This is a genomic window from Leuconostoc fallax KCTC 3537 (genome assembly GCF_000165675.1).
GTDB classification, from domain to species: Bacteria; Bacillota; Bacilli; order Lactobacillales; family Lactobacillaceae; genus Leuconostoc_B; species Leuconostoc_B fallax.
Map to the genome: position 1 here is coordinate 115,868 of NZ_AEIZ01000026.1, position 24,041 is coordinate 139,908.

The following is a 24,041-nucleotide window of genomic DNA, read 5'->3' on the forward strand; positions in this document are numbered from 1 at the left end:
CTCCTTTAGCATAACGACTTATTCATGCTTCTGTCTAAATGATACGCTATTTTTGTTTTTGTATTTTGGCTTCTGTGATTTAATTAAGTCATAAAAGCTCTTATAGTTATTGTACCGCGATTGTACAATTGTGCCAATTTCTACGGCTGATTTCACGGCACAATGAGGCTCATTTAAATGTAAACATCCCCTAAACTGACAATTTTGTCGCACCGCTACAAATTCAGGAAAATAATCATCTAGCTCATCAACTGAAAAATCAAAGACTTCATAAGAAGAAAAACCGGGTGTATCACCAATGAGTGCCGATTCAACCGGGATCAACTTTACTTTTCGCGTTGTGTGTTTTCCACGACTTAATGCTTTTGAAACTTCACCCGTTTCCAATCCTAATTCAGGTGATAAATGATTTAATAAAGTTGATTTACCAGCGCCAGTTTGTCCCATAAAAACAGCCACTTTATGCTGTAATTGTTCTTTTAATTGATTAAAAGCGACATCCTGTTGATGTGGTGCTGGCAATATAACCTCATAACCAATATTTTGATAATTTTGCTGGATTAATTTGAAATCTTCATACTCATCATTTGTGAGTAAATCAGTTTTTGTAAAATAAATGAGTGGTACAATTTGTGCCGCTTCTAAAGCAACAAGTTGTCGATCTAATAAATTATTTGCAAAATTGGGTTCTTTAGCAGCAGTAATAATAACCGCCAAATCAATATTTGCAACTGGTGGCCGCACCAAAGCATTATGGCGAGGATGAATTTTCCAAATGAGTCCCTCATCATTTTGACTTTCGTAATCGACAAAATCACCAACCAAAGGTTTTTGCTTTGATTTGCGAAATTCGCCGCGTGCGCGCGTTCTTTCTATTTGTCCTGATTCATTTTGAATATCATAGAAACCACTTAGTGATTGAATAATTCGGCCTGTTTTCATCATATCAAGCTCATTTTGTCCTTCCATGTCATGCTTTATATTTTATCATGAATTACTTTATAAAAAGAAAAGACAGCATATACGCTGTCTTTTAATTTGATGAATCATCGTTATCATTTGATGCGCTATCGGAACTATCTTCGTCCGATGACGATGATGACGAACCACTGCTACTTGAAGATGACGATTTTGATGAGGAACTTGAAGAAGATGCTGTTCCCAATGAAATCGTTACCATCAAAGTATCATTAACAGTAATCGTTGACCCACCACGAATCGATTGAGAAATGACTTTCCCTTTACCGATTTTATTATCATTAACTTCATTAAAATTCACAATAATATTATTGCCAGTCGCCCATGATTCAACATCTGCTCTTGTAGATGAATCGGTAAAATCAGGTACTTGTATTTTAGCTGGGCCCGTTGATACTGTAAAATCAACCGTCGTCTCAGTTGGATCTACTTTATCATCTGCATTCAAAGACTGATTGATAATTTTATTATCGTCTACATCATTAGAAGCAATTTCTTTTTTATTAACACTATATCCCTGAGCACGTAATTGTGTTGATATTGTATCATAATCCGAGCCAACATAATCACCAAAACGCACTTTTTGTCTACCTGTTGAAATAATTAAATTAACTGTATCATCCTTATAAGCACGTGCACCACGTTTGGGGTCAGAACTAATCACATGCCCCTTTGTAATGCTCTTAGACGTTGTCCGTGTAACAGTCCCCACATTTAGACCCAGCGTTTTTATTTTACGCTCTGCATCTGCCTGCGAGTCATTAACCACATTAGGCACATTAACACGATTAGAAGCATTAACCATATAAACTGTACCACTACCCAACACAATTAAAAGGCCTAATACCAGTACCCATGGCCAACGTTTTCTATCTTTAAATTTAATACCATGTTTGCGTAAAACATCACGCACATAATTCGGCGTTCTTTCCACCAACTTCGCAATTGTCTTAACATGATAATTTTTTGCGCCATATTCAATAATTTGATCATCCACGGTTTTTGGAATCGGCATATCATCCTTATTCAAAGCCGTTTCGGTAGTCACACCATCTCGCAGTTGGCTTTGTATCTGATCCATCGGAATAATACGTGTTTCATTTTCTTCAGTAGACAACGGCACAAAACGCTGCTCATTAGCACGCCGTGGCGATAATGCTGTACGTAAATCATCCAACATGGCCTGCGCACTAGCGTATCGGTTTTGAGGTAATTTAGTTGTTGCCTTTAAAATCACATTTTCTAATGCTTGTGGAATTCTTGGATCAAAATCGCGCACTGACGGCATATCAGAATTCGCATGTTTTAATGCAATTGAAACCGCAGTTTCCCCTTCATATGGCACCTTTTTAGTTAGCATCTCATACAAAATAACACCTAAAGCATAGATATCAGACTTATCAGAAGCCATACTGCCTCTGGTTTGTTCAGGAGAAAGATAATGAATGGAACCGACAACAGTATTTGTTTGTGTCATTGTGTGATCAAACTTAGCAACCGCAATACCAAAATCGGTAATTTTAACTTTATCAGCTTTATCGATTAAAATATTTTGCGGTTTCAAATCACGATGAATAATACCAGCTTCGTGCGCTGCTTGAACAGCACTTAAAACCTGCAGCATAATATCAATTACCTGCTGATAAGGTATGGGAAAATGATTGGCAATATATGATTTCAAATCAGTGCCATCAACGTATTCCATAATAATATATTGGGAACCATCGACTTCACCAACATCATATATTTGGACGACATTATCGTGAACCAGCTCGGTTGCAGCCACGGCTTCCCTTTGAAATCGTTTCACTAGTGTTTGATCGTCTTTCATATCAAGACGCATACATTTACAAGTGACATCACGATTTAAAAATTCATCATGCGCCAAATATACATTTGCCATACCACCACCACCAAGTGGCCTGATGATACGATATCGATTATTAATGAGTGTATCCGGTAACATGAGTGACGTTAATCCTTTTCATTTTGTTGCTGACACAATAACGCTGTAACGTTATCTGGCACATCATTATCATTAGCTTGTTGAACCAATGCATTAGCGCGTTCCTCAAGTGTTAAATCATATTGACTCAATGTTGCTTTAATATCATCTTTAGTCAAGACCTTAGTGATACCATCTGATGTTAATAGTAAAATATTGGATGGCAAAAATTCGTGCTGAGATATTTCAAGATCCACACGTGTATCTACGCCTAAATACCGCGTTAAACTATTGGCATTAGGTAATTGTTCAGCATCGGCTTTTGTAATCCGACCCGTTCTTAATAATTCATTTTTTAGGGAATGATCAAATGATAGTTGTGTCAGTTGATTATCATGCAAACGAAACGCTTTTGAATCGCCTAAATTAGCTAACAATAACTGCTGATTAAAGATAACCGCAATAATTAATGTGGTAGCCATCTGGGATAAATCTCGGAAACGTTCACCCGCCTGTAGCATTGCATCATTTTCTAACTGAGCACGATTTTTAAGCCAGTCAACCGTTGCTTTCATCATTTCTATGGAGGTACTTTCCCAAGCATTACCAAAGTGTTCAACAGCCATTGCGCTGGCAACCTCGCCACCTTCATTTGAGGTCACACCATCAGCTACAATAAGCATCCAAAGGCCCGATTGGTTTTGAAAAGCACCAACGTAGTCCTCATTATCACCTTTTCTATTACCAGGATCAGTTAAATATGCTACTTCCATATCTTATTCATGCACCTTTTTTAATTCTCAATTGTTAATCAACATCAATCTTTTGAAACGTAGCAACAAAAAAGCCGTCCGTATGATAATCATGCGGATATATTTGCAATGTCATTTCTTCACGATCTGCTTTCAAGTTATGCGCTGTTTGTGTCCGTACAAGTTCAAAATCGGGATGCTCTTTTAAAAATAAATTAACAACATTGTCATTTTCTTGTTGCAAAATTGTACAAGTACTGTAAACTATGATACCATTTTTTGCTAGATTTTGGCTAACAGCGGATAAAATTTCCAATTGTAATTCAGCCAAATGGTTAACATCGGCTAATGTTTTATCATAACGAATTTCTGGCTTTCGGCGCAATAGCCCTAGTCCCGAACACGGTGCATCAACCAAAATACGATCAAATTGCTGATGCGCAAAATGACTTGGCACATCTCGTGCATCTAAACTAAGTGCCTCTACACGATCACCAACGCCAAGCCGTTTAGCGTTATCTTGAATTAACTTGACTTTGTGCTGATGAATGTCGAGTGCTGTAATACTTGCCTCAGATGATATCATCTGTGCCATTTGTGTTGTTTTTCCACCAGGCGCAGCTGCAGCATCCAATATTGTTTTCACATGCTGGTTTAACTGCAAACTTTCAACTGGGAGCATCGCACTTTCATCTTGAATAGTAATCCAGCCTGATTGGTACGCTTTTGTTCCTGCAACATAACCGCCACTAATCACTAATGCATCTCGTGCAACTTCAGATTTTTTAACAGAAAAACCTTCGTTTTCTAATGATAGAGTAACATCATCTACACTCGATAACACCGTATTCACACGAACACTTTGGCGAGGAACATCATTAATTGTCGCCAACATACTTTGCGTTTCAGTTAAACCATTTTGTTCAATCAATGTTTTAATTAGCCAAATAGGTAAACTAAACTTAACAGATAATGCTTCAATATTATCTTCTATAGCTGATATATCACGCAAACCTTTACGTGATATATCATGCAAAATGCCAGTCACAAACTTTCGGATACCAACATGTCCTAAGATTTTAGCTACTTCGATTGACTCGTTAAATACAGCATGTTGTGGGATCTTATCCAAATATTGCATTTGAAATAGCGCTGTATACAGTAGTTCGCGAACCCAATCATCCAATTTCTTATTAGCAACAAATGGTTCTAACCAATATGCCAACGTTAATCTGTGCTGAATAACACCATAAACCAAGGTTGTTAATAAGCGCCGATCAGCATCGGACAAGTCATGTTTTTAATAACCTGGTTCAATTGTAAATTGGAATAAGCCCCATCTTTAACTCGTGCTAAAGTTTGAACGGCTAGTACGCGTGGGTTATTTGTCTGTATTTTCATAATTCAATATTCTCCGCCCATACATCGTTAACGTCATAATGATTACCAACACCATTTAAGTAATCTTGAATTAACATTTTAGGTTTCCCGGCTGGTTGTAGTGCATTAATTTGTAGAACAGTACCGTTAGCTGCAGCTACTGAAAACTGCTTCTTATTTTTTATGACAACTTGTCCTGGCAATAAAGTTGTTGTGATATCTAAAGGTGTCACATCAATTAATTTCATACGTTTTTTATCCACAACAGTATAAGCTGGATGCGTTGGATATAAGCCACGCACATGCCAATCAAGTGCTTGTGCTGTTTCTTTTTCAAAATTAAGTGCCTGCTGTTCATGCGTAATATTCGGAGAAAAACTGACTAACGCCTCGTTTTGTGGCTTTGGGTGAATCTGGCCCGTGATTATTTTAGGTAATGTGTCCATTAGCAAATCACGACCCGCAAAACTCAATTTCTCAAACATAGTGCCCACATTATCAGATGACAAAATTGGAACCTTTACCTGATCAATGACATCGCCAGCATCCATTTTTTTGACCATATACATAATTGAAACACCTGTCTCTTCATCACCATTCATAATGGCATAATGTACTGGTGCGCCACCGCGGTACTTCGGTAACAATGAAGCGTGTGTATTAACTGCCGCAATTTTAGCCGCAGCTAATAACGCTGTTGGTAGAAATTGACCAAATGCTGCTGTGATAATAAAATCAGGTTGTAAGGCAATAATTTCGGCCATTTCAGGAGAATGTAGCATTTTATCAGGTTGTAAAATGGGAACATCGTGTGCCAATGCGGCTACCTTTACTGGACTTGCGACTAATTGATGTTTTCGGCCTTGCGGGCGATCTGGCTGTGTTACAACCGCTTTAACTTGATAATCTGCACTTTGAATTAGCGCTTCAAGTATCGGTACAGCAAATTGTGGCGTTCCCATAAAAACAACTGAATATGTCATAATTCTCCTTTTTCATACCACTGTAGGTTGGATAATGTGTTGATATCTTAACTTCTTAATAAAATGTACAAAACAGTTTCCATTATAACAAATAATCCAGACAACTGTTTTTTAATTACCATTGTTCACATAAATGATATTGGTTCCTTATCAATACTCAATTGCAATCCCTTTTTTGTCACCTTTTGTGCATTATCTTGTAAAACATGAAGTAAGTTATCAACCAATTGTTGATCTTTATACTTTAAAATAATTTGAAAATAGTAACGATTTCGCATCTTAGCAATTGGTTTTGGTGTTGGGCCTAAGATAACTGCTTGTTGTTGCAAATGCTTTTTCAACCACTGCGCCACCTTGGTCAATTGGATACTGGCCTGATTCTCATCTTGATGGCTGGCTTGAATTTGAGCAATAAAGTAATAAGGTGAATAACGTCCGGCATGGCGAACTGCCATTTCTCTTTGATAAAATCCAGGATAATCATGGTTCTTAGCAAGTTGTATGGCATAATGCTGCGGATTAAAGCTTTGCACCACGACTTCACCTTGTTTTTGGGCTCGACCTGCTCGACCACTCACTTGTGTCAATAGTTGGAAAGTGCGTTCACTGGCATGAAAATCTGGCAACCCGAGCGCTGTATCTGCATTAAGCACACCAACAAGTGTCACGTCAGGGAAGTCTAAACCTTTAGCAATCATCTGTGTGCCTAGTAGAATATCTGCTTCATGACGACCAAACTGTTGCAACATACGATCCATGCTACCCTTTTTGCGTGTTGTATCTTGATCCATACGAATAACCCGAGCTTGTGGAAATAAATCAAGTAATTCTTTTTCTACCTTTTCCGTTCCCGTGCCATAATAACGAATACGTTTGGACCCACATTGAGGACAAGTATGAGGAATAGATTCTTCATGTCCACAGTAATGACACTTTAATGAATGTGAATCCATATGCAAAGTCATCGCTAAATTACAATTAGGATCACGGGGCACATACCCACAATCACGACACATCACAAAGCTTGAAAATCCTCGCCGATTTAACATCAATACGGTTTGTTCGTTATTTTCAAGTCTTTGTGCCAATTTTTCTCGTAAAACATCAGAAAAGTTAGTTTCTTCGCCACTCGCTAACGTTTCTTTCATATCAATGACCTCAACATGTGGTAATTGTGCTCCGCCTGCACGTTGTGTCAAACGCAACAATTCATACACACCACGTTGTGCTCGTGCTCGTGTTTCTAAAGCTGGTGTTGCACTACCTAATATGACAGGTATTTGATGATATCGACCACGCCACAACGCAACCTCTCGAGCATGATAACGAGGATTATCGTTTTGCTTATATGTCGTTTCATGTTCTTCATCGACAATGATTAAACCAATATTACTTAAAGGTGCAAAAACAGCTGACCGCGCGCCAACAACAACTGTGGCTTCTCCTCGTTCAATGCGACGCCATTCATCATATCGCTCACCATCAGTTAAACCTGAATGTAAAATGGCTGTTTGATGACCAAATCTTCCTTTTACTCGGCGTACCATTTGTGGTGTCAAAGCAATTTCTGGTACCAAAAACAATACGGTCTTGTTATTTTTTAACACATGTTGAGCAACTTGTAAGTAAACTTCTGTTTTTCCAGAACCTGTAATACCTTCCAATAAGAAAGGTTGATAACGCTGCTGATCAAATTGATGACAGATTTTCTCATACGCCATTTGTTGCTCTGCATTCAATGTTAACGCCTTGACGTGATCAATCGTCATTGCTTTTAATGGGTCCCGTAACTGCTCAACTTGCACTTTGGTCAACCATTCTTTATTAAGCGCTTGTTTTAAAACTGAATCACCAATCACCAACTTTTGTTGCAAATCATGTTTGGACCAAGTTTCACCTAAATGTCCCATAATAAAAGACAGAAGTTGTTGTTGTTTTTTAGCATTTTGCTTGAGTTCCGATAAACTATTTTCTAACAATTCAGCATCTTCACTGAATTGATAAGCTACCGCTGTTTTGATTTTAGCGCGATCCTGTACTTCAATACGCATTTCAATTTGATTATGACGACGTAGTCTGGCTAAAATAACGAGTTCATCATCTGAAAATTGTTGTGGATTAAATGGAATTTCATCTAGATCCTTAAATATTTTTGTGCGAATATGATTATCTACCTCATCTACTAAACGGATATAGTGCTTATAGTCAGCTTTCAGTGCATTTGGCAAAATTGTCTTTAGAATTGAGATACGGAAAGCAAAAGTTGTTTCTGCTAAATACCGTGATAGATTCAATAATTCGGTATTTAAGACCGGTGCTAAATCTAGTGCTCGCGTTACTGCTTTCAATTTGCTAGCTGATACATCTTTTGGTAATTGTGCACTTATGCCAACAATAATCCCCAAAACTTGCCGATGTCCAAAGGGAACTTCAACTCGCATACCAGCAGCCAGAACAGATTTTAAATGCTCAGGTACTAAATATGTGTAGGGATGATTCGTTTGCATTGCCGGCACATCGACAATGATTTGTGCAAAAGTATTTGTCATATTCTTATTTTAACAAAGGCGTATTATTTTTTATAGTTTACGCATTTCAATTCAACATTAAAATAAACATATATTAAATTAGATTATTGACATAATATACTAATCATGTCATAATATCGATACACTAACAAAAGGAATAATCTGATGTCATATTTAAACGCTAACAATTTCACAGCAATTATTGTGGTCAACATTATTGTCATTATTATTTGACAAACAGTGGTTGATCTATTTGCTTATGCAGCCACTCAAAAGGTAGTGGCTAGCATGTGCTGTTAATGTTTAAATGTGATTTAGACGTGCTAGTTATTAAAACTAGCGCGTTTTTATTTCTAAAAAATATGGGAGAACAATATGAAGAATTCATACAAGAAGCACTCGGATCGTCCTGATCCCAAAGAATTACAGCCAGGTACCGGGCCGTTAACACGCCCAGAAGAAAAAATGCGTGTTCGTGATTGGGTATATTCTGTATCTCAAGGCGTATCTAATACAATTTTAGCTGTATTGGGCATGGGCTTGCTATTAGCGATGCTTGGTGAGCAACTCCACTGGCCTGCCTTACAAATGGCTGGTATCCAAGGCCAAAAACTTTTAGCACCTGCTTTGGGGATGGCCGTTGCCGTTATGCTTCGGACATCAACATTAGTAACTGGTGCTAGTATGATTGCCGCCACTGTTGGTTCCAACGCCATCTATTTCACTGCTGCACCAATTTCAGGCGCAAGTACGGCCACTGGATGGGTTGCCTCTGGTAGTCATGCTTTGCCAGCAGGTTCCGCAGTTCTCACATCTGGTCAACCCATTTCAGCCGTTTTAGCTGCTGTAGTTGCTGCCGTTATTGGTAAGTGGTTAACAGGAAAAACACCCTTAGATATGGTATTGGTCCCATTGGCCTCAGCATTAGTTGGTTCCGTTGTCGGGCTTGGGTTAGCTACCGTCGTAACACCCGCTTTAAATGCAGTGTCTAAAACATTAGCAAATACCATGCAAGTTAATCCAATTCTTGGTGCTATCATTGTATCGGTTGCTTGGTTTATTTTCTTAATGACGCCAGCCTCTTCAGCCGCCTTAGCTATTGCTGTTCAGTTAGATCCAATGAGTGCCGGTGCTGCGCTTATTGGAACAACAGTCGCCTTCGTTGCCTTCGCTGCAATGGCACCCATGCAAAATAATTTAGGTGCTAATATTGCACAAACAATCGTGACACCCAAGATTCAGTTTCCCAATTTACTTAAACGACCAATTCTTGCTGTTGGTCCACTAGTAATTGCCGCCGTCATGTCTTGTATTGCAGTCGTCGTATTTCAATTTCAAGTACCGTATACAATCGGTGGTTTAGGTCTCAACAGTTTCATCGCGCCACTCACATTAACATCTACACCAAATAAACTACTTATTCTCATCGTATTTGGTATTGTTTTACCAGCAATACTATCATTTATTTATTATCGTTTCTTACAAACCATTGGTCAAACAAAACCCAACGACCTACACCTAGAAGAAGTTTAAGCGTAATCATAGAAAATGATTTGAAAAATTAAAATTAAACGAGTAATATTAAATAAATTAATAAGAATAGAGGAATATATTATGACATCAGCAAAAGTTAAACCAGAAGATTTTGATTGGAATGACCTAGGCTTTGCCTATCATGAATTACCTTATCGCTATCGTGCTTACTATAAAGATGGTAAGTGGTCTGCTGGCGCATTAGAGACTTCAGCTACAATTCCTGTTCACGAAGCTGCTACCGGCCTTCATTATGGTCAACAAATTTTTGAAGGATTAAAGGCATATCGTCGTCCTGATGGTGGTGTTAACCTTTTTAGACCTGATATGAACGCAGCACGGTTAAACCGTTCTGCCAAACGACTCATGATGGCTGAATTTCCTGAAGAACAATTTGTCGAAGCACTTAAGCAAGTTGTTCAAGCAAATGCTGATTTCATACCACCTTACGGTAGTGGTGCCACGCTATACTTACGCCCCTTTATGATTGGTCAAGGCCCTGTTGTTGGTGTTCATCCTGCTTCAGAATACGTTTTCACTATTTTTGCAACACCTGTTGGTGCTTATTATAAAGGTGGCCTAACACCAACTGCTTATGTTACCAATGAATATGATCGTGCAGCCCATGGTGGTACTGGTCAAGCTAAAGCTGGTGGTAATTATGCAGCTAGTATGTTGCCTGGACACGAAGCCCACAAAGCCGGATATTCTGATGTCGTTTATCTAGATCCTCGTCTTCATGAATTTATTGAAGAACTAGGCTCAGCTAACTTCTTTGGTATTACGAAAGATGGTCAATTCAAGACGCCAAAGTCACCCTCAATTTTGCCATCAGTAACAAAATACTCACTCTTAGCTTTAGCTGAAGAATTTGGTATGCAACCAGAAGAAACAGCAATTAGTATTAATGACTTGGATGAATTTGCTGAAGCTGGCGCAATGGGAACAGCCGCAGTTATCTCACCAGTTGGTTCTATCACCCATAATGGTGATAAGCACGTCTTCTATTCTGAAACAGAAGTGGGCCCACAGACTCAAAAGTTATATGATCGTTTGGTCAGCATTCAGTTTGGCGAACAAGAAGGTCCTGAAGGCTGGACAGTTGATGTCCCATTAGATTAAGCACGCAATACAATTGTAAAAAGAAAGTAGGTCACCTTATGGTTTCTGGGATTTAATACAAAACAAGCACAATTAGTTAACGCCTTATATCAGGCCTATCTTAATAATGTAGCGTTAGATATGACCGATTGGCAAAATACGGTTGATAATTTTAATACCGGCTATCTCATACAAGATGCGCTACTAAAAAGAAAATGAACGTATCACCGGCTATAAAGTATCATTAACAAGTGATACAACCCAACAAATGTTCAATACTAACGAACCATTGTATGGTCAACAAGTTGCTTCCAGAGTACTCACTCACCCCGCCAATGTTTCTTTAGATAATTTAAATGAACCATTAATTGAAGTTGAGCTCGTTTTCACAGCTAAGAAAACTTTAACAACAGACATGGATCTCGCAGAACTATTACAGAACAGTTTTATGAGTGGTGGTATCGAAGTACCCGATGCGCGTTTTAAAGATTGGTTTCCGACTTTGAATAAATATCTAGTCGTTAGTGATGCAGCTGTGGGTGGTTACATTGTTAGTGGTATACAGGTTGATGGTAATACATTAACAGTAGCTGATTTAAAAGACATTCACGTTGATACTTATCATAATGGTGCGCTCATTGCGAGTGGTGATGCAACAGAAGTATTGGGCAATCCACTTCATGCTTTGCAATGGTTAGTTAAAAAGTTAGCTCAAACTTGCAAACAGATTAACCCTGGAGATACCATATCCGCTGGAACATTTTTCGTACCACCAAAACTCGTTAAAGGTGAGTATGAGGCAAAGTTCAGTGGTCCACTCACTCAAACAACTATTTTGCATGTTAAATAAATAATTAATTTAAAAGTGTTGACAACCTACTATAGCCATGGTATTCTAATATAGTTGTTTAATACGAACAACGTAATTGACCATGGCTCGTTGGTCAAGTGGCTAAGACGCTGCCCTTTCACGGCGGAATCGAGAGTTCGATTCTCTCACGAGCTACTAAAAAAGCTGGAACTTCGGTTCTGGCTTTTTTGTTTGCTTATTTTGATAGCAAATAAAGAAGACGACAGTGTTTATTTCTCACTGTCGTCTTCTTTGTCCGCTTCAGCTACTTCTTCGGACTGCTTTTTATTTTGTGCAATATTTTGCAATTGTTCTGTAAACCATGTCGATATTTTAGCCTTCACGCTTTCTGCATCATCCTGATATGCAGATACTGAACTTGCTAACGCTATTTTTAAATTAGACTGACTAACAAATTCATTTTCTATAATCATATATAGATTAATATCACTTGTTTTATCTACCCAAATTAATTTACGTAAAGCATTTTTATAACGCAGTGGTAAATTAATAAAATTAGTTTCAATACTTAAATTTGTACCACCCGCTGCACTGCCCTCATTAATATCAAGCGTTACTTGCATAAAATGTTCATCTTCAATATGTGCGTCAACCACTGAAAAAAGTTGATCCAATGGAATTGTTTCAGTATCATCGCTAATCAATGTTTGTTTATAATAAACTTCATCAACAATATTTGTCTGTATCTGTTCACCAGAAATCATCATGATTCATACCCTCTAGTGAATTATTTTACCATAATTTAAAACGTTGCCAATAACCGATCAACCCGTGGTGCATAAATATCGCCAAATCGTACAAAATGCATCAAAATATAATAGAATTTATACCAGTTCGCACGTGTTTGGAAACCCGAGTCCAATGGATATGCTGCTTCATAGCTTTCATAAAAGGCCGGTTTAAAACCACTAAAGACTTGTGAAATTGCAATATCATATTCACGATCACCATAAAATGAATTTGGATCGATTAAAATCGGTGTTCCTAAGCGATCAAACATAAAATTACCAGACCATAAATCGCCGTGCAATAATGATGGTTGCACCGTTTGAGCGTGGTCATCTTGAAGAATTGTTTCTCTTAGCTGCTCATAGTGGTTACCCCTTTGTGTTAACCAAGAATTTTGCTTCTTAGCTTGTGCCATCAGGGGATCTAATCGTTGTGTGACAAAGAATTCTGCCCATGATTTTTGCCAGTCGTTATGTTTTGGCACTGTATCATTTAAATTATCAACGTCAAAACCAAATAGACCGTTATCCGATTTTTTTGATGTAAATTTGCTACAGTGCGTCCCAACGCACCCTGGTCGCTCTTACCACGATCAATCCATTCCAAAATGAGATATGCATCCCCACGGATTTCGCCGTTGGCAATAACTTTGGGTGTTCTGACAACTTGGGATAATGCTGTTAATCCAGCTATTTCAACATCAAAAAATGATGCTGGATGTTGCTTTTGAACTTTCAAGAAATAATGTTGCGTGCCGGAATACAATGAATAAGCTTCATTAATATCTCCACCACGAACAGGCACAACATCATGTATGTTTTGAATATTCAATCGTGTTAAAAAATCTTCGGTTACCGTCATTTGATACCTCCAAAATAAAAAGCAGCTACTACATATAACCTGTAATAACTGCTTGATTTGCAATTTTGGCAAAAGAAATCCCCATAACAATGATTATTATCCTTTTTGATAATGCTATCTTTGTCATAAAATATCCTTTCACCTACCTAAATTCATTCTAACGTTAAATGAAAAAGTCTGCAAACTTATTTTTTATGTGGCATTCTTGACCAGAAATTATCTTTATTCATTTGCTTCGATCGAGCAATGCCCATCGCCTTCTCTGGCACATCATTAGTAATAGTTGAGCCTGCTGCAGTGATGGCTTGTGTACCAATATGAACTGGCGCTACAATTTTTGTATTAGAACCGATAAACGCATGGTCCCCAACAACGGAAGTAAATTTATTCACACCATCGTAGTTTACAAAAATTGTACCAGCCCCAACATTAACATCTTGACCCATCTCAACATTTCCAACATATGATAAATGACCAGCCTTACTGCCTTTACCTAAAGTAGCCTGCTTTGTTTCCACAAAGTTACCGATGTGAACATCATCTGCCAAATGTGATTGTGGCCTTAAGTGGGCATAAGGACCAATGGTGACACGATTATCAACAACCGCTTCTTCCAAATGAGAAGCAGTAATCACAACTTCGTTACCCACTGTACTGTCTTTTAGACGTGACCCTTGCGTAATCACCGTATCATGACCAATGCTTGTCTGTCCTAACAAAGATACGCCACCCTCAATAATTGTATCTTTACCAATAACAACAGTTGCGTCAATGTAAGTATTATCTGGATCAACAAGTTCAACACCTTGTGTCATTAAACGATGATTAATACGTTGACGCATCACCGCATTAGCTTTAGCCAACGCGACACGATCGTTAACACCCATTGATTCCGAAAAGTCTTTAAGCACATGCGCACCAATATGATGCCCAGATTTTCTTAAAATATCTAATGTATCAGGTAAATAATATTCTCCTTGCGCATTATCATTTGTCACCTGTTTTAATGACTCAAACAATAAGTGATTATCGAATATATAAACCCCTGTATTAATCTCTTGAATACGACGCTCTGTGACACTAGCATCTTTTTGCTCAACAATTTTTAAAACAGTATTATCATCTGCACGGACAATACGCCCATAACCAGTTGGATCATCTGCAATAGCAGTTAAAACAGTTACCGCATTATTGGTTTGTTTATGTGCCTGAATAAAATCCTTCAACGTATCTGCTTGAAACATTGGTGTATCACCTGACATGATTAATGTAACACCATCTTCATTTTTGAGTTCATCTTCAGTTTGGCGAACAGCATGTCCTGTCCCCAGTTGTTGCTTTTGCAATACAAATTTACTGTGGTCACCCATATGATCAGCAACACGTTCCGCACCAGTCCCAATAACTGTAATTAATTGATTGGGTTGGATTGGTGTGACAGCATCTAAAACCCAATCAATCATCGCTTTCCCAGCTACTTCATGTAATACTTTGGGAATTTCTGATTTCATTCGTGATCCCATACCCGCAGCTAATATGATCACATTTACTTGATTAGTCATTGATTTAAGCCTCTTGTTTATATATCTCTTTTAGAAAATTACCAGCAGTTACTGAAATAGGTGTATTAGCGCTTAAATTGGTATCAACATGTAGTAAGGATGTAAAGCGCTCCAGTAGTCGATTCATTGATCGCCCTTCGGCAAATACAGCTGTTCCAACGACTGTTCCATCAAATTCTCCAACCAAAGTTTGCATCCCTTGAATAGTTCCGCCAGCTTTCATGAAATCATCCACAATTAAAACACGAGAACCAGTTTTAAGCGAACGTCTTGATAATTCCATTTTTTCAACACGTTTGGATGACCCTGTTAAATAATTCACGCTAACTGTTGGTCCCTCAGTCACCTTGGCATCATCTCTAACAATGACAAAAGGTACATTTAACTGTTCAGCAACAGATTGTGCTAAGGGAATACCCTTAGTTGCCGCTGTCATCACAGCATCAATATTATCTTTCAAATACTGTGTTGCAATTAAACGACCAGCCTGTCTTAAAATATCTGGTCGCCCTAATAAATCTGACAAATAGACATAGCCACCAGGCAAAACGCGCGTCTCATCATCAACTAATTGACGAATATCTTCAATAAATGTTTCTGCTTCGTCTTGTAACATGTAAGGTACAAAACGCGCTCCTCCAGCTGCCCCAGGAATTGTTTCAAGCAATCCTGTGCCACGTTCTTGGAATGTCCGCTTTAATATTGATAAATCTTCTGATATCGATGACTTTGCAGATTCATATCGTTTGGCAAAGAATGATAGAGAAACTAATTGACGTGGTCTTTCCAACATATAACGTGCCATATCAACTAATCGATCAGATCGACGTGTTTTCATAATTCTATTTAATGGATTCGTTAATTCTTAACCAAATCCATTAATCCTCCTAATTTTTTATAATTACTTATTAGTATATCACTATTAAACGCCGAACATTCGGATTTAATTATTTTTTAGATTATTTATCATATTTTGTATTTTATTTAAATTCTGCTGTTGCCAATTCAAAATATCTTCACTTTGATTTTTAGGATAACTAATGGTAATGATCGGTATTTTATGGCTATTTGCCAGCTTGACGAGTTGTTTTGTTGTATTATTTTGCTGATTTGGCATCACGACAAAATCAACCTTATCATCGTCGATGTAATCTTTTGCTTCATCTAATAAAGTAGATGACGATTGGTGACTCACTTTTTTAAGCACACGTTGTGCATTTAACTGACTAAATAAAATATCCCAATCATCGCTAAGTGAAATATAATTTAAATTTTATTTTCTTAGCCAATGTCGCCAATTGTGTATTTAATACGGATAACTTAGTATTTAACTGATTATCATTACTAACATACGTATCACGATTTCTAGGATCTATGTCACTTAGCGTCGTGGTGAGCTTATCACTCAAAGCTTTAGTGGTTAATGGGCTTACCCACAAGTTATCAAAGTCATTATCAGTAATAATTTGATTTGCTGCAATAATTTTACTTTGTAGTTGCCAATTACGATATTGTGCTATTAATGTATCCTGATCATCTTGATGGTCAACCAGTATAATATCTGCTTTCTTTAACTGTTCTTTATCTTTAGCGCCCCACTCCTGAACATCAGTAGGCAATAATGTCACTTTCCCAGTATCGCCAACAATTTGTTGTGCAGCCTGCTGGTAAGCAGTAATTGTCGTAACAATTCGAATTTTTTGATTGACCGGACTCGCAGTATCACCGACTAAACGGATAAAAACGAGCATTGCGCCAATAAACACTAATAGGATAGTCAAAATCGCATAGAGGACTTGCTTATGCATAAATTAATACTCCAAGTTCTTCATCATTTGGGCTTTCTCTTCACAAAAAATAGGCCCGAAGGCCCACTCACTATATTAATCAGCAAAAGTGATATCAATATTTTTTGTCAAAACGTCAGTATAGCTATACGATACACGATCGAACTTTGCACTATCATTTAATTCAACAACAAATAATGAAGGATAAGTTTCGCGTAAAACACCCGAACGCTCTGTTATTTTCTTTCGACCAGCTTGAGCTGTCACTTTGATGCTATCACCAACGCGATTATCAAGCTTTTGTTTAATATCTTGTAAACTACTTGGCATTTTATACCACCTTTCGTATATAAACCAAGTTTATTATACAACGATTAGAAAAAAATGCAAAAATATTTAAAATAACGAATATTTATAACGTATCACTTATTTGCATGTAATGCGATATACAGATGTGAAAGCTCAGCTAAGCTCAATTTTTCTGCCCGAATACCTGGATCTATCTCTGCTTTTAATAATGCAGATTGAATATTAGTTTTAGTACGATCATCTTTACCATAGGCCTGTACTAAATTATTCCAAAGGCTCTTACGACGATGCGCAAAACTTTGCTTAATCAGTGTAAATAACTTATCAACATTATCAACTTCGACCACTGGTTTAACTGGTACTAGCTTAACCACAGCACTATCAACATTTGGCGCCGGGTTAAACGCATTGGCCGAGACTTTCCGTGCTAGATGTGCTTGCGCAAAGTATTGGATGGTCAATGTTAGTACACCGTATGCTTTAGTTCCAATTTCAGCATTAAGTCGATCAGCTACTTCTTTTTGCATCATCACCACAATATTTTGCCATTTAAAATCAGCATGTAGCAACTGCGTCAGGATAGGTGTTGTAATATAGTAAGGTAAATTAGCAACTATTTTAACTGATGCTTCTGGTTCAAATTCCTGGCTAATCATTTCTGGTAAATTAACCTTTAAAATATCTTGATGAATCACACGAACGTTGTCATATTGCGCTAAGGTATCATCTAATACCTTAACCATCTGTTCGTCAATTTCAAAAGCCAATACTTTTTTGCTTTACGTGCTAATTGTTCTGTTAAGGCACCAATACCTGGCCCAATTTCGATGACATAATCTTCTGATGTAATATCAGCAATATCGACAATATCATGTAAAACATTCACATCTGTTAAAAAATTCTGTCCAAATTTCTTTTTAGCATGCAAACCATATTGATTTAGAATTGCTTGTGTCCGTGTTGGATTAGCAATATCAATGTTCTTTGACATTTCAAGTCTCCTCGTATTGCGCCATTGTTGTTTTCAATTGTTGTGCATCAATATTATATTGCTGCAAACGTTTTTGCAATTGTTTACCATTGCTATAACCGATATGCAATTCATCGCCTAACCAGCTACGCCTTGCTTTAGCTTGGGTACCGGCAACAAGACCTAATGCCTGCAAAATATCCATATCAATTATTGCGGTATTTGTCATTTGATGATGCGCAACAGATGCCAATGCTCTTTGTAAAACAATTGGCGATGCATGCTCAACACCCAATGACTTATGTGGATTATCTTTAGCAGCGCGTCCCTCATCTTGCGTAATGTAAGCGTGCCACACGTTTGGTACGTGTTGCGTAATGATATGACGGATACGATTACCATTGAAATCAGGATCTGTTAAGACAATAACGCCTCGCTCCTGCATGGCTAATTTTATTCTGTCAATCGTTTCTGAGTTAATGGCACTACCACCGGTTTCAATTGTATCAGCATTAACTGCACGCGCTAAATTTTGGGTATCCGATCGGCCTTCAACAACAATTATTTCCTGTATCTTTAACGGCTTATTCATGATTTAAAAACAGACGGTGACCATTTGTTCGTGTAATATCTGTTAGTTTTTCAACTGGTATGTCAAGTGTTTCAGCTAAACTATCTAATACAAACTTCACAAATGCTGGTTCGTTTTGCTTCCCACGGTATGGTACTGGTGCAAGATACGGTGCGTCAGTTTCTACCAAAATACGATCTAGCGGTACGATTTTAGCAGCATCGCGCACTTCCTGCGCCTTTTTAAATGTTGCAACTCCACTAAATGAAATATGCATACCCAAATCAATAAATTTTTGTGCCTGTTCAGGGGTACCTGAAAAGCTGTGCATCACACCTTTAGTAATACCAGATTGTTTAATTATATCGTAGACATCACTAAAAGCATCGCGATTATGGATTATAACTGGTAAATCAGCTGCCTTAGCTAATGCCAAATGTTTTTCAAACGCTGCCTTTTGGACATCATGTGATGCTGTATCCCAATAATAATCTAAGCCCGTTTCTCCAACACCAACAACATTAGGATTTTTTATCTGCTCACCCAGAGTTTGCGCAGCTGCGTCACTAAAATCATTCGTATCCTCTGGTTGAAAACCTAGGACAGCGTAAACACCTTCATGTGCCTCAGCTATTTGTAAAGCGCGTTGATTACTTTGTGCATCAAACCCTACAATATTCATTTCCATAATACGAAATTCGTGCGCTCGCCCAATATATGCAGGAACATCATGAAATAACTGGTCATCATTCAAATGCGTATGTGTATCATATCCATCAACTAGCTTTTTATTTGAATTATAAATTGCCATTTCTACCTCCAAAAAATTTTATCTTAATTAGTATAGCATGCGACTTTTTTATCATAACAAATAAAAAGACTGATCGCTATTTTGTATCAGCCTTTTGATGTAAAAAATCTAATTTCTAACCTTTTTTCTACCCAATTACTTAACCATGTTAACAATGTAATGACAATCAAGTACATCACCGCAATGATTGCCCACACTCTGAAGCCTTGTGAATTACGTGCCACAATTAAGGTTCCGGTCTGCGTCAATTCTAACAACCCGATCGCTGATAAAATAGACGTGTCCTTTAACGTAATAATGAATTGGTTAATAAAGCTCGGTACCATAATCCGCAACCCTTGCGGAACAATGACCTTCCGCATCGCTTTACCATATGGCAAACCTAATGATCGTGCTGCTTCCATTTGACCCTTTTCAACTGCCTCAAAACCACCGCGAACAAACGCTGCTGTATAAGCACCCTCATTCAATACCAAAGTGATAATTCCTGCTAAGAAGGCTGGTACCTTGGTACCAATAACTGTTGGTAAACCAATATAGATGAAGAATGCCAACACCATCAAAGGTAACCCACGGAAAATATAAATCACCGTTGTGGATACGCCGCGCAACCACTTTGTTTCACTGATACCTAGAATACCTAAGAAAATACCCCAGATAGAAGCCAAAATAATAGCGAGTACTGTTAACTTAATCGTTTCAATCAAGCCATCAATGAAGGCCTTTCGATTAGTCTTTAACAAACCAAGTACTGAATTATTGTCACTTGTTTTACCAGTGAAGTGTTCTTGGCTTTTACCAAGATAAGACTTCACAATTTTGTCATATGTGCCATCTTTTTGAATTGACTTGAGACCCTGGTTGAAAGCAGTTAACAAGGCTTTGTTTTCACCTTTTTTAACAGCAAAGCCATACCAACCAGCATTGCCCAGTTGCTTAGCATTCATGACCTTTAACTTAACACCATTTTTAATCGCATATTGGATAACCGGCATATCTTCAAATGTCGCAACCGAATTACCTGCCACGACATCATTATACATAACGTTTGAATCGTTAAAGTACTTAACCTTAAAGCCATATTTTTTTGTAAACTTTTACCATAATCAGCTGCAGCAGTACCCGTTTTCAATGCAACTGTTTGTCCTTTTAATGCAGCTAAAGACGTAATGGTACTATCTTTCTTAACAATCCATGCAACACCAGTTTTATAGTATGGCGTACTGATATCATAAACCTGTTTCCGTTCATCAGTAATGACCATACCAGCAATAATACCATCAGCTTGTCCGTTTGCAACTAGTTGGGCTGCAGAATTAAAGCTCATTGGTTTTAATGTGTAGGTGAATTTTTCACGCTTAGCAATTTCTTTTAAAATATCTTGATCAATACCCACATATCGATTATTTTGATCTTGAAAATCAAACGGTGGATAACTCGCATCAGTTGTAATTGTATAATTCGGCTTTTCTGCAGCTTGAACGTCTGTAGTAGGTAAAATAAAACTTACCATTACAACAAATATTGATAGCCATAAACCAAGCCAACTAGCGCTTCGTATTTTGTTCATTATGCATGCATCACCTTACCCAAGAATTCGCGTAAACGATCATTCTTCGGCGCACTAAAGATTTGATCTGGAGCTCCAGATTCTTGAATCTTACCACTTTCAAAAAAGACAACACGATCCGCAACTTGTTTTGCAAATCCCATTTCATGAGTCACCACAATCATCGTAATCCCTTGTTTAGCTAAATCTTTCATGACATCTAAGACATCACCGACCATTTCTGGATCCAAAGCTGATGTTGGTTCATCAAATAACAAAATATCTGGTTGCATCGCCAAAGAACGCGCAATGGCAACACGTTGCTTTTGACCGCCGGATAATGACTTAACATTAGCGTCTGCTTTATCAGCTAAGCCAACTGTATCTAACAATTCACGGCCTAACTTCTCAGCCTCAGTTTTATTCAACTTCCCCAATTCAACAGGCGCCAACATGATGTTTTCCAACACTGAATAGTTATTGAATAGGTTAAAGTTCTGAAATACCATACCGATGTTTTCGCGTACTTTATTGATATCAGTCTCTGAATTACTAATATCAAAACCGTCCACAACAATTGTGCCACTATCTGGTGTTTCAAGTTGATTTAACATTCTTAGAAAAGTAGATTTACCTGAACCCGATGGGCCAATCATAACGACAACTTCACCGTTTTTGATATCTAATGAGATATCACGTAACACATGATTACTCCCATAAGATTTATTTACTTTTTCAACATGTACTTTCACATCAGTCATTTAATTTTTCATCCTTTTTTCTACCCAATTACTTAGCCATGTTAACAATGTAATGACAATCAAGTACATCACCGCAATGATTGCCCACACTCTGAAGCCTTGTGAATTACGTGCCACAATTAAGGTTCCGGTCTGCGTCAATTCTAACAACCCGATTGCTGATAAAATGGACGTGTCCTTTAACGTAATAATAAATTGGTTAATGAAGCTCGGTACCATAATCCGTAACCCTTGCGGAACAATTACCTTCCGCATCGCTTTACCATATGGCAAACCTAATGATCGTGCTGCTTCCATTTGACCTTTTTCAACTGCCTCAAAACCACCGCGAACAAACGCTGCTGTATAAGCACCCTCATTCAATACCAAAGTGATAATTCCTGCCAAGAAGGCTGGTACCTTGGTACCAATAACTGTTGGTAAACCAATATAGATGAAGAATGCCAACACCATCAAAGGCAATCCACGGAAAATATAAATCACCGTTGTGGATACGCCACGCAACCACTTTGTTTCACTGATACCTAGAATACCTAAGAAGATCCCCCAGATGGAAGCCAAAATAATAGCGAGTACTGTTAACTTAATCGTTTCAATCAAGCCATCAATGAAGGCCTTTCGATTAGTCTTTAACAAACCAAGTACTGAATTATTGTCACTTGTCTTACCAGTGAAGTGTTCTTGACTTTTACCAAGATAAGACTTCACAATTTTGTCATATGTGCCATCTTTTTGAATTGACTTGAGCCCCTGGTTGAAAGCAGTTAACAAGGCTTTGTTTTCACCCTTTTTTACAGCAAAACCAGACCAGCCGGCATCAAATAATTTATCAGCATTCATTATTTTAAGCTTCAATCCATTTTTGATCGCATATTGAATTACTGGTGCATCTTCAAATGTCGCAACCGAGTTACCAGAAACAACATCGTTATACATAATATTTGAATCATTGAAATATTTAACTTTAAAGCCATACTGAGACTGAATCTTCTTAGCATAATCAGCACCTGCAGTACCTGTCTTTAATGCAACCGTTTGTCCTTTCAATTCGCTAAGAGATTTAATATTGCTACCTTTTTTAGTGGCCCAAACAACGCCAGTTTTATAATAAGGCGTACTGAAATCAAAAACTTCTTTTCGCTCATCAGTAATTGACATACCGGCAATGACACCGTCGGCTTGGCTACCAGCAACTAATTGAGTAGCAGAATTGAAACTCATTGCTTTTAACGTGTAAGTAAACCCTTCACGCTTAGCAATTTCTTTTAGAATATCAAGATCAATCCCCACATATTGATTATTTTGATCTTGAAAATCAAACGGTGGAAAACTTGCATCAGTTGTAATAACATAATGCGGTTGTTTATCTGCATTAACCTGTTCACTTTGTGTCACTATCGTGATTGTTGCAATAAATATTGCAATACATATTAACCATATTTTTTTCATCATGATTTTATTTTAGCAAAAAAGAATGTAAGTTTTCATACCATGTCATGTTTTATTATTTAAAATATAAAAATATTATATTTTTTATCAGTCACAAATAAAAGAGAATATACTCATCGTATATTCTTAATGTTTTAACCGACGCCCCAACTCTCGTTCTTGGTCACGGCGCTTGATATCTTCACGTTTATCGTACTTTTTCTTACCTTGTCCGATACCAATTAATACCTTAGCAAAGCCGTGTTTCATATACACTTTCAGTGGCACGATTGTAATTCCGCTTTCCTGAACTGCTTTTTCTAGCGCAACAATTTCTCGTTTGTGTAACAATAATTGTCTCGTTCTTAGCGGATCAACATTGAACTGATTACCTTGTGCATAAGTCGATATGTGAACATTGGTTAATAATGCTGTTTTATTATGAACTGTCACAAAACCATCGCTAATTGTTATTTGTCCAGCACGGACTGACTTAATCTCCGTACCTGTTAATGCAATGCCTGCTTCATATGTATCGATAATGTTATAGTTGAAACGTGCTTTACGATTTTGTGCAATAACATTATCATTTACATTCTTTTTTGCCAATTAACTCCTCCCAAAATATTACA

Annotated in this window: 21 protein-coding genes, 1 tRNA gene and 3 pseudogenes; 4 read left to right on the top strand and 21 right to left on the bottom strand. The window is 37.6% G+C overall.

The window, feature by feature from the left end:
• Nucleotides 1-18 precede the first annotated feature (18 nt).
• From rsgA to priA, 6 genes and pseudogenes are all read right to left on the bottom strand, one after another.
• Nucleotides 19-942 carry a ribosome small subunit-dependent GTPase A gene (gene rsgA / locus LEUFL_RS0107935; protein ID WP_029508729.1) on the bottom strand — a complete coding sequence of 308 codons (924 nt, stop codon included), beginning with the start codon at nucleotides 940-942 and terminating at the stop codon, nucleotides 19-21.
• Nucleotides 943-1,033: 91 nt separating this feature from the next.
• On the bottom strand, nucleotides 1,034-2,944 hold the full coding sequence (pknB, locus tag LEUFL_RS0107940) for a Stk1 family PASTA domain-containing Ser/Thr kinase (RefSeq protein WP_010008653.1): 1,911 nt from the start codon (nucleotides 2,942-2,944) through the stop codon (nucleotides 1,034-1,036).
• 8 nt (nucleotides 2,945-2,952) lie between these two features.
• Nucleotides 2,953-3,696, bottom strand: a complete 744-nt coding sequence (locus LEUFL_RS0107945) for a protein phosphatase 2C domain-containing protein (RefSeq protein WP_010008655.1) — start codon at nucleotides 3,694-3,696, stop codon at nucleotides 2,953-2,955.
• 34 nt (nucleotides 3,697-3,730) lie between these two features.
• Nucleotides 3,731-5,076: pseudogene (gene rsmB, locus LEUFL_RS12145) on the bottom strand (16S rRNA (cytosine(967)-C(5))-methyltransferase RsmB).
• On the bottom strand, nucleotides 5,073-6,038 hold the full coding sequence (fmt, locus tag LEUFL_RS0107955) for a methionyl-tRNA formyltransferase (RefSeq protein WP_010008658.1): 966 nt from the start codon (nucleotides 6,036-6,038) through the stop codon (nucleotides 5,073-5,075). The pseudogene rsmB and the gene fmt overlap by 4 nt, the downstream one beginning before the upstream one ends.
• Before the next feature lie 125 nt (nucleotides 6,039-6,163).
• Nucleotides 6,164-8,587, bottom strand: coding sequence for a primosomal protein N' (gene priA, locus LEUFL_RS0107960; protein ID WP_010008659.1), 2,424 nt, complete (start codon nucleotides 8,585-8,587; stop codon nucleotides 6,164-6,166).
• A 354-nt stretch (nucleotides 8,588-8,941) separates the two neighbouring features.
• On the opposite strand from priA, the gene LEUFL_RS0107965 reads away from it, so the two are divergent.
• The 4 genes from LEUFL_RS0107965 (at nucleotide 8,942) to LEUFL_RS0107980 (ending at nucleotide 12,206) form a co-directional block, all read left to right on the top strand.
• A complete protein-coding gene (locus LEUFL_RS0107965; protein ID WP_010008661.1) occupies nucleotides 8,942-10,099 on the top strand; it encodes a PTS sugar transporter subunit IIC in 1,158 nt (385 codons plus the stop codon).
• Between the two features lie 81 nt (nucleotides 10,100-10,180).
• Entirely contained in the window at nucleotides 10,181-11,221 is a 1,041-nt protein-coding gene (locus tag LEUFL_RS0107970) for a branched-chain amino acid aminotransferase (RefSeq protein WP_010008663.1), read from the top strand.
• Nucleotides 11,222-11,468: 247 nt separating this feature from the next.
• The gene (locus tag LEUFL_RS12150) at nucleotides 11,469-12,050 is read left to right on the top strand and encodes a 2-keto-4-pentenoate hydratase (protein ID WP_010008664.1); all 582 of its coding nucleotides are present in this window, start codon (nucleotides 11,469-11,471) and stop codon (nucleotides 12,048-12,050) included.
• Nucleotides 12,051-12,134: 84 nt separating this feature from the next.
• Nucleotides 12,135-12,206 (top strand) — tRNA-Glu (locus tag LEUFL_RS0107980).
• A 74-nt stretch (nucleotides 12,207-12,280) separates the two neighbouring features.
• Here the strand turns inward: LEUFL_RS0107980 and LEUFL_RS0107985 are convergent.
• The 15 genes and pseudogenes from LEUFL_RS0107985 to smpB all read right to left on the bottom strand — a co-directional run bounded on the left by LEUFL_RS0107985 (nucleotide 12,281) and on the right by smpB (nucleotide 24,018).
• Complete coding sequence (locus tag LEUFL_RS0107985; RefSeq protein ID WP_010008665.1) at nucleotides 12,281-12,778, bottom strand: hypothetical protein; 498 nt, start codon at nucleotides 12,776-12,778, stop codon at nucleotides 12,281-12,283.
• A gap of 35 nt (nucleotides 12,779-12,813) precedes the next feature.
• Nucleotides 12,814-13,284 carry a fructosamine kinase family protein gene (locus LEUFL_RS13335; RefSeq protein ID WP_258167369.1) on the bottom strand — a complete coding sequence of 157 codons (471 nt, stop codon included), beginning with the start codon at nucleotides 13,282-13,284 and terminating at the stop codon, nucleotides 12,814-12,816.
• 8 nt (nucleotides 13,285-13,292) lie between these two features.
• Nucleotides 13,293-13,661 carry a fructosamine kinase family protein gene (locus tag LEUFL_RS13340; RefSeq protein ID WP_258167370.1) on the bottom strand — a complete coding sequence of 123 codons (369 nt, stop codon included), beginning with the start codon at nucleotides 13,659-13,661 and terminating at the stop codon, nucleotides 13,293-13,295.
• A gap of 185 nt (nucleotides 13,662-13,846) precedes the next feature.
• Nucleotides 13,847-15,223 (bottom strand): bifunctional UDP-N-acetylglucosamine diphosphorylase/glucosamine-1-phosphate N-acetyltransferase GlmU, encoded by a 1,377-nt coding sequence (glmU, locus tag LEUFL_RS0107995; RefSeq protein WP_010008666.1) that lies wholly within the window; start codon nucleotides 15,221-15,223, stop codon nucleotides 13,847-13,849.
• A gap of 4 nt (nucleotides 15,224-15,227) precedes the next feature.
• Nucleotides 15,228-16,061: a pur operon repressor gene (gene purR / locus LEUFL_RS0108000; RefSeq protein WP_010008667.1), complete on the bottom strand. Its 834-nt coding sequence runs from the start codon at nucleotides 16,059-16,061 to the stop codon at nucleotides 15,228-15,230.
• Nucleotides 16,062-16,166: 105 nt separating this feature from the next.
• Entirely contained in the window at nucleotides 16,167-16,418 is a 252-nt protein-coding gene (locus tag LEUFL_RS0108005; protein ID WP_010008669.1) for a hypothetical protein, read from the bottom strand.
• A gap of 55 nt (nucleotides 16,419-16,473) precedes the next feature.
• Nucleotides 16,474-17,031, bottom strand: a complete 558-nt coding sequence (locus LEUFL_RS0108010; protein ID WP_010008670.1) for a metal ABC transporter solute-binding protein, Zn/Mn family — start codon at nucleotides 17,029-17,031, stop codon at nucleotides 16,474-16,476.
• A 75-nt stretch (nucleotides 17,032-17,106) separates the two neighbouring features.
• Nucleotides 17,107-17,340 (bottom strand): Veg family protein, encoded by a 234-nt coding sequence (locus LEUFL_RS0108015; protein ID WP_010008671.1) that lies wholly within the window; start codon nucleotides 17,338-17,340, stop codon nucleotides 17,107-17,109.
• A gap of 92 nt (nucleotides 17,341-17,432) precedes the next feature.
• Nucleotides 17,433-18,310 (bottom strand): annotated as a pseudogene (rsmA, locus tag LEUFL_RS12160) (16S rRNA (adenine(1518)-N(6)/adenine(1519)-N(6))-dimethyltransferase RsmA).
• A 1-nt stretch (nucleotide 18,311) separates the two neighbouring features.
• Nucleotides 18,312-18,881 carry a ribonuclease M5 gene (gene rnmV, locus LEUFL_RS0108025; protein WP_010008673.1) on the bottom strand — a complete coding sequence of 190 codons (570 nt, stop codon included), beginning with the start codon at nucleotides 18,879-18,881 and terminating at the stop codon, nucleotides 18,312-18,314.
• Nucleotides 18,874-19,671 carry a TatD family hydrolase gene (locus LEUFL_RS0108030; RefSeq protein WP_010008675.1) on the bottom strand — a complete coding sequence of 266 codons (798 nt, stop codon included), beginning with the start codon at nucleotides 19,669-19,671 and terminating at the stop codon, nucleotides 18,874-18,876. Before LEUFL_RS0108030 ends, rnmV begins: the two co-directional genes overlap by 8 nt.
• Before the next feature lie 86 nt (nucleotides 19,672-19,757).
• Nucleotides 19,758-21,184: pseudogene (locus LEUFL_RS12165) on the bottom strand (ABC transporter substrate-binding protein/permease).
• Between the two features lie 56 nt (nucleotides 21,185-21,240).
• Entirely contained in the window at nucleotides 21,241-21,981 is a 741-nt protein-coding gene (locus LEUFL_RS0108040) for an amino acid ABC transporter ATP-binding protein (protein WP_010008677.1), read from the bottom strand.
• On the bottom strand, nucleotides 21,982-23,430 hold the full coding sequence (locus LEUFL_RS0108045) for an ABC transporter substrate-binding protein/permease (protein ID WP_010008678.1): 1,449 nt from the start codon (nucleotides 23,428-23,430) through the stop codon (nucleotides 21,982-21,984).
• A 126-nt stretch (nucleotides 23,431-23,556) separates the two neighbouring features.
• Nucleotides 23,557-24,018, bottom strand: coding sequence for an SsrA-binding protein SmpB (gene smpB / locus LEUFL_RS0108050; protein WP_010008679.1), 462 nt, complete (start codon nucleotides 24,016-24,018; stop codon nucleotides 23,557-23,559).
• Nucleotides 24,019-24,041: the final 23 nt, after the last annotated feature.

Coding starts and splice junctions, on each gene's coding strand:
- rsgA (WP_029508729.1), bottom strand. CDS start 942: ATGAAAACAGGCCGAATTATTCAATCACTAAGTGGTTTCTATGATATT.
- pknB (WP_010008653.1), bottom strand. CDS start 2,944: ATGTTACCGGATACACTCATTAATAATCGATATCGTATCATCAGGCCA.
- LEUFL_RS0107945 (WP_010008655.1), bottom strand. CDS start 3,696: ATGGAAGTAGCATATTTAACTGATCCTGGTAATAGAAAAGGTGATAAT.
- fmt (WP_010008658.1), bottom strand. CDS start 6,038: ATGACATATTCAGTTGTTTTTATGGGAACGCCACAATTTGCTGTACCG.
- priA (WP_010008659.1), bottom strand. CDS start 8,587: ATGACAAATACTTTTGCACAAATCATTGTCGATGTGCCGGCAATGCAA.
- LEUFL_RS0107965 (WP_010008661.1), top strand. CDS start 8,942: ATGAAGAATTCATACAAGAAGCACTCGGATCGTCCTGATCCCAAAGAA.
- LEUFL_RS0107970 (WP_010008663.1), top strand. CDS start 10,181: ATGACATCAGCAAAAGTTAAACCAGAAGATTTTGATTGGAATGACCTA.
- LEUFL_RS12150 (WP_010008664.1), top strand. CDS start 11,469: ATGTTCAATACTAACGAACCATTGTATGGTCAACAAGTTGCTTCCAGA.
- LEUFL_RS0107985 (WP_010008665.1), bottom strand. CDS start 12,778: ATGATGATTTCTGGTGAACAGATACAGACAAATATTGTTGATGAAGTT.
- LEUFL_RS13340 (WP_258167370.1), bottom strand. CDS start 13,661: ATGACGGTAACCGAAGATTTTTTAACACGATTGAATATTCAAAACATA.
- glmU (WP_010008666.1), bottom strand. CDS start 15,223: ATGACTAATCAAGTAAATGTGATCATATTAGCTGCGGGTATGGGATCA.
- purR (WP_010008667.1), bottom strand. CDS start 16,061: ATGAAAACACGTCGATCTGATCGATTAGTTGATATGGCACGTTATATG.
- LEUFL_RS0108010 (WP_010008670.1), bottom strand. CDS start 17,031: ATGCATAAGCAAGTCCTCTATGCGATTTTGACTATCCTATTAGTGTTT.
- LEUFL_RS0108015 (WP_010008671.1), bottom strand. CDS start 17,340: ATGCCAAGTAGTTTACAAGATATTAAACAAAAGCTTGATAATCGCGTT.
- rnmV (WP_010008673.1), bottom strand. CDS start 18,881: ATGAATAAGCCGTTAAAGATACAGGAAATAATTGTTGTTGAAGGCCGA.
- LEUFL_RS0108030 (WP_010008675.1), bottom strand. CDS start 19,671: ATGGCAATTTATAATTCAAATAAAAAGCTAGTTGATGGATATGATACA.
- LEUFL_RS0108040 (WP_010008677.1), bottom strand. CDS start 21,981: ATGACTGATGTGAAAGTACATGTTGAAAAAGTAAATAAATCTTATGGG.
- LEUFL_RS0108045 (WP_010008678.1), bottom strand. CDS start 23,430: ATGAAAAAAATATGGTTAATATGTATTGCAATATTTATTGCAACAATC.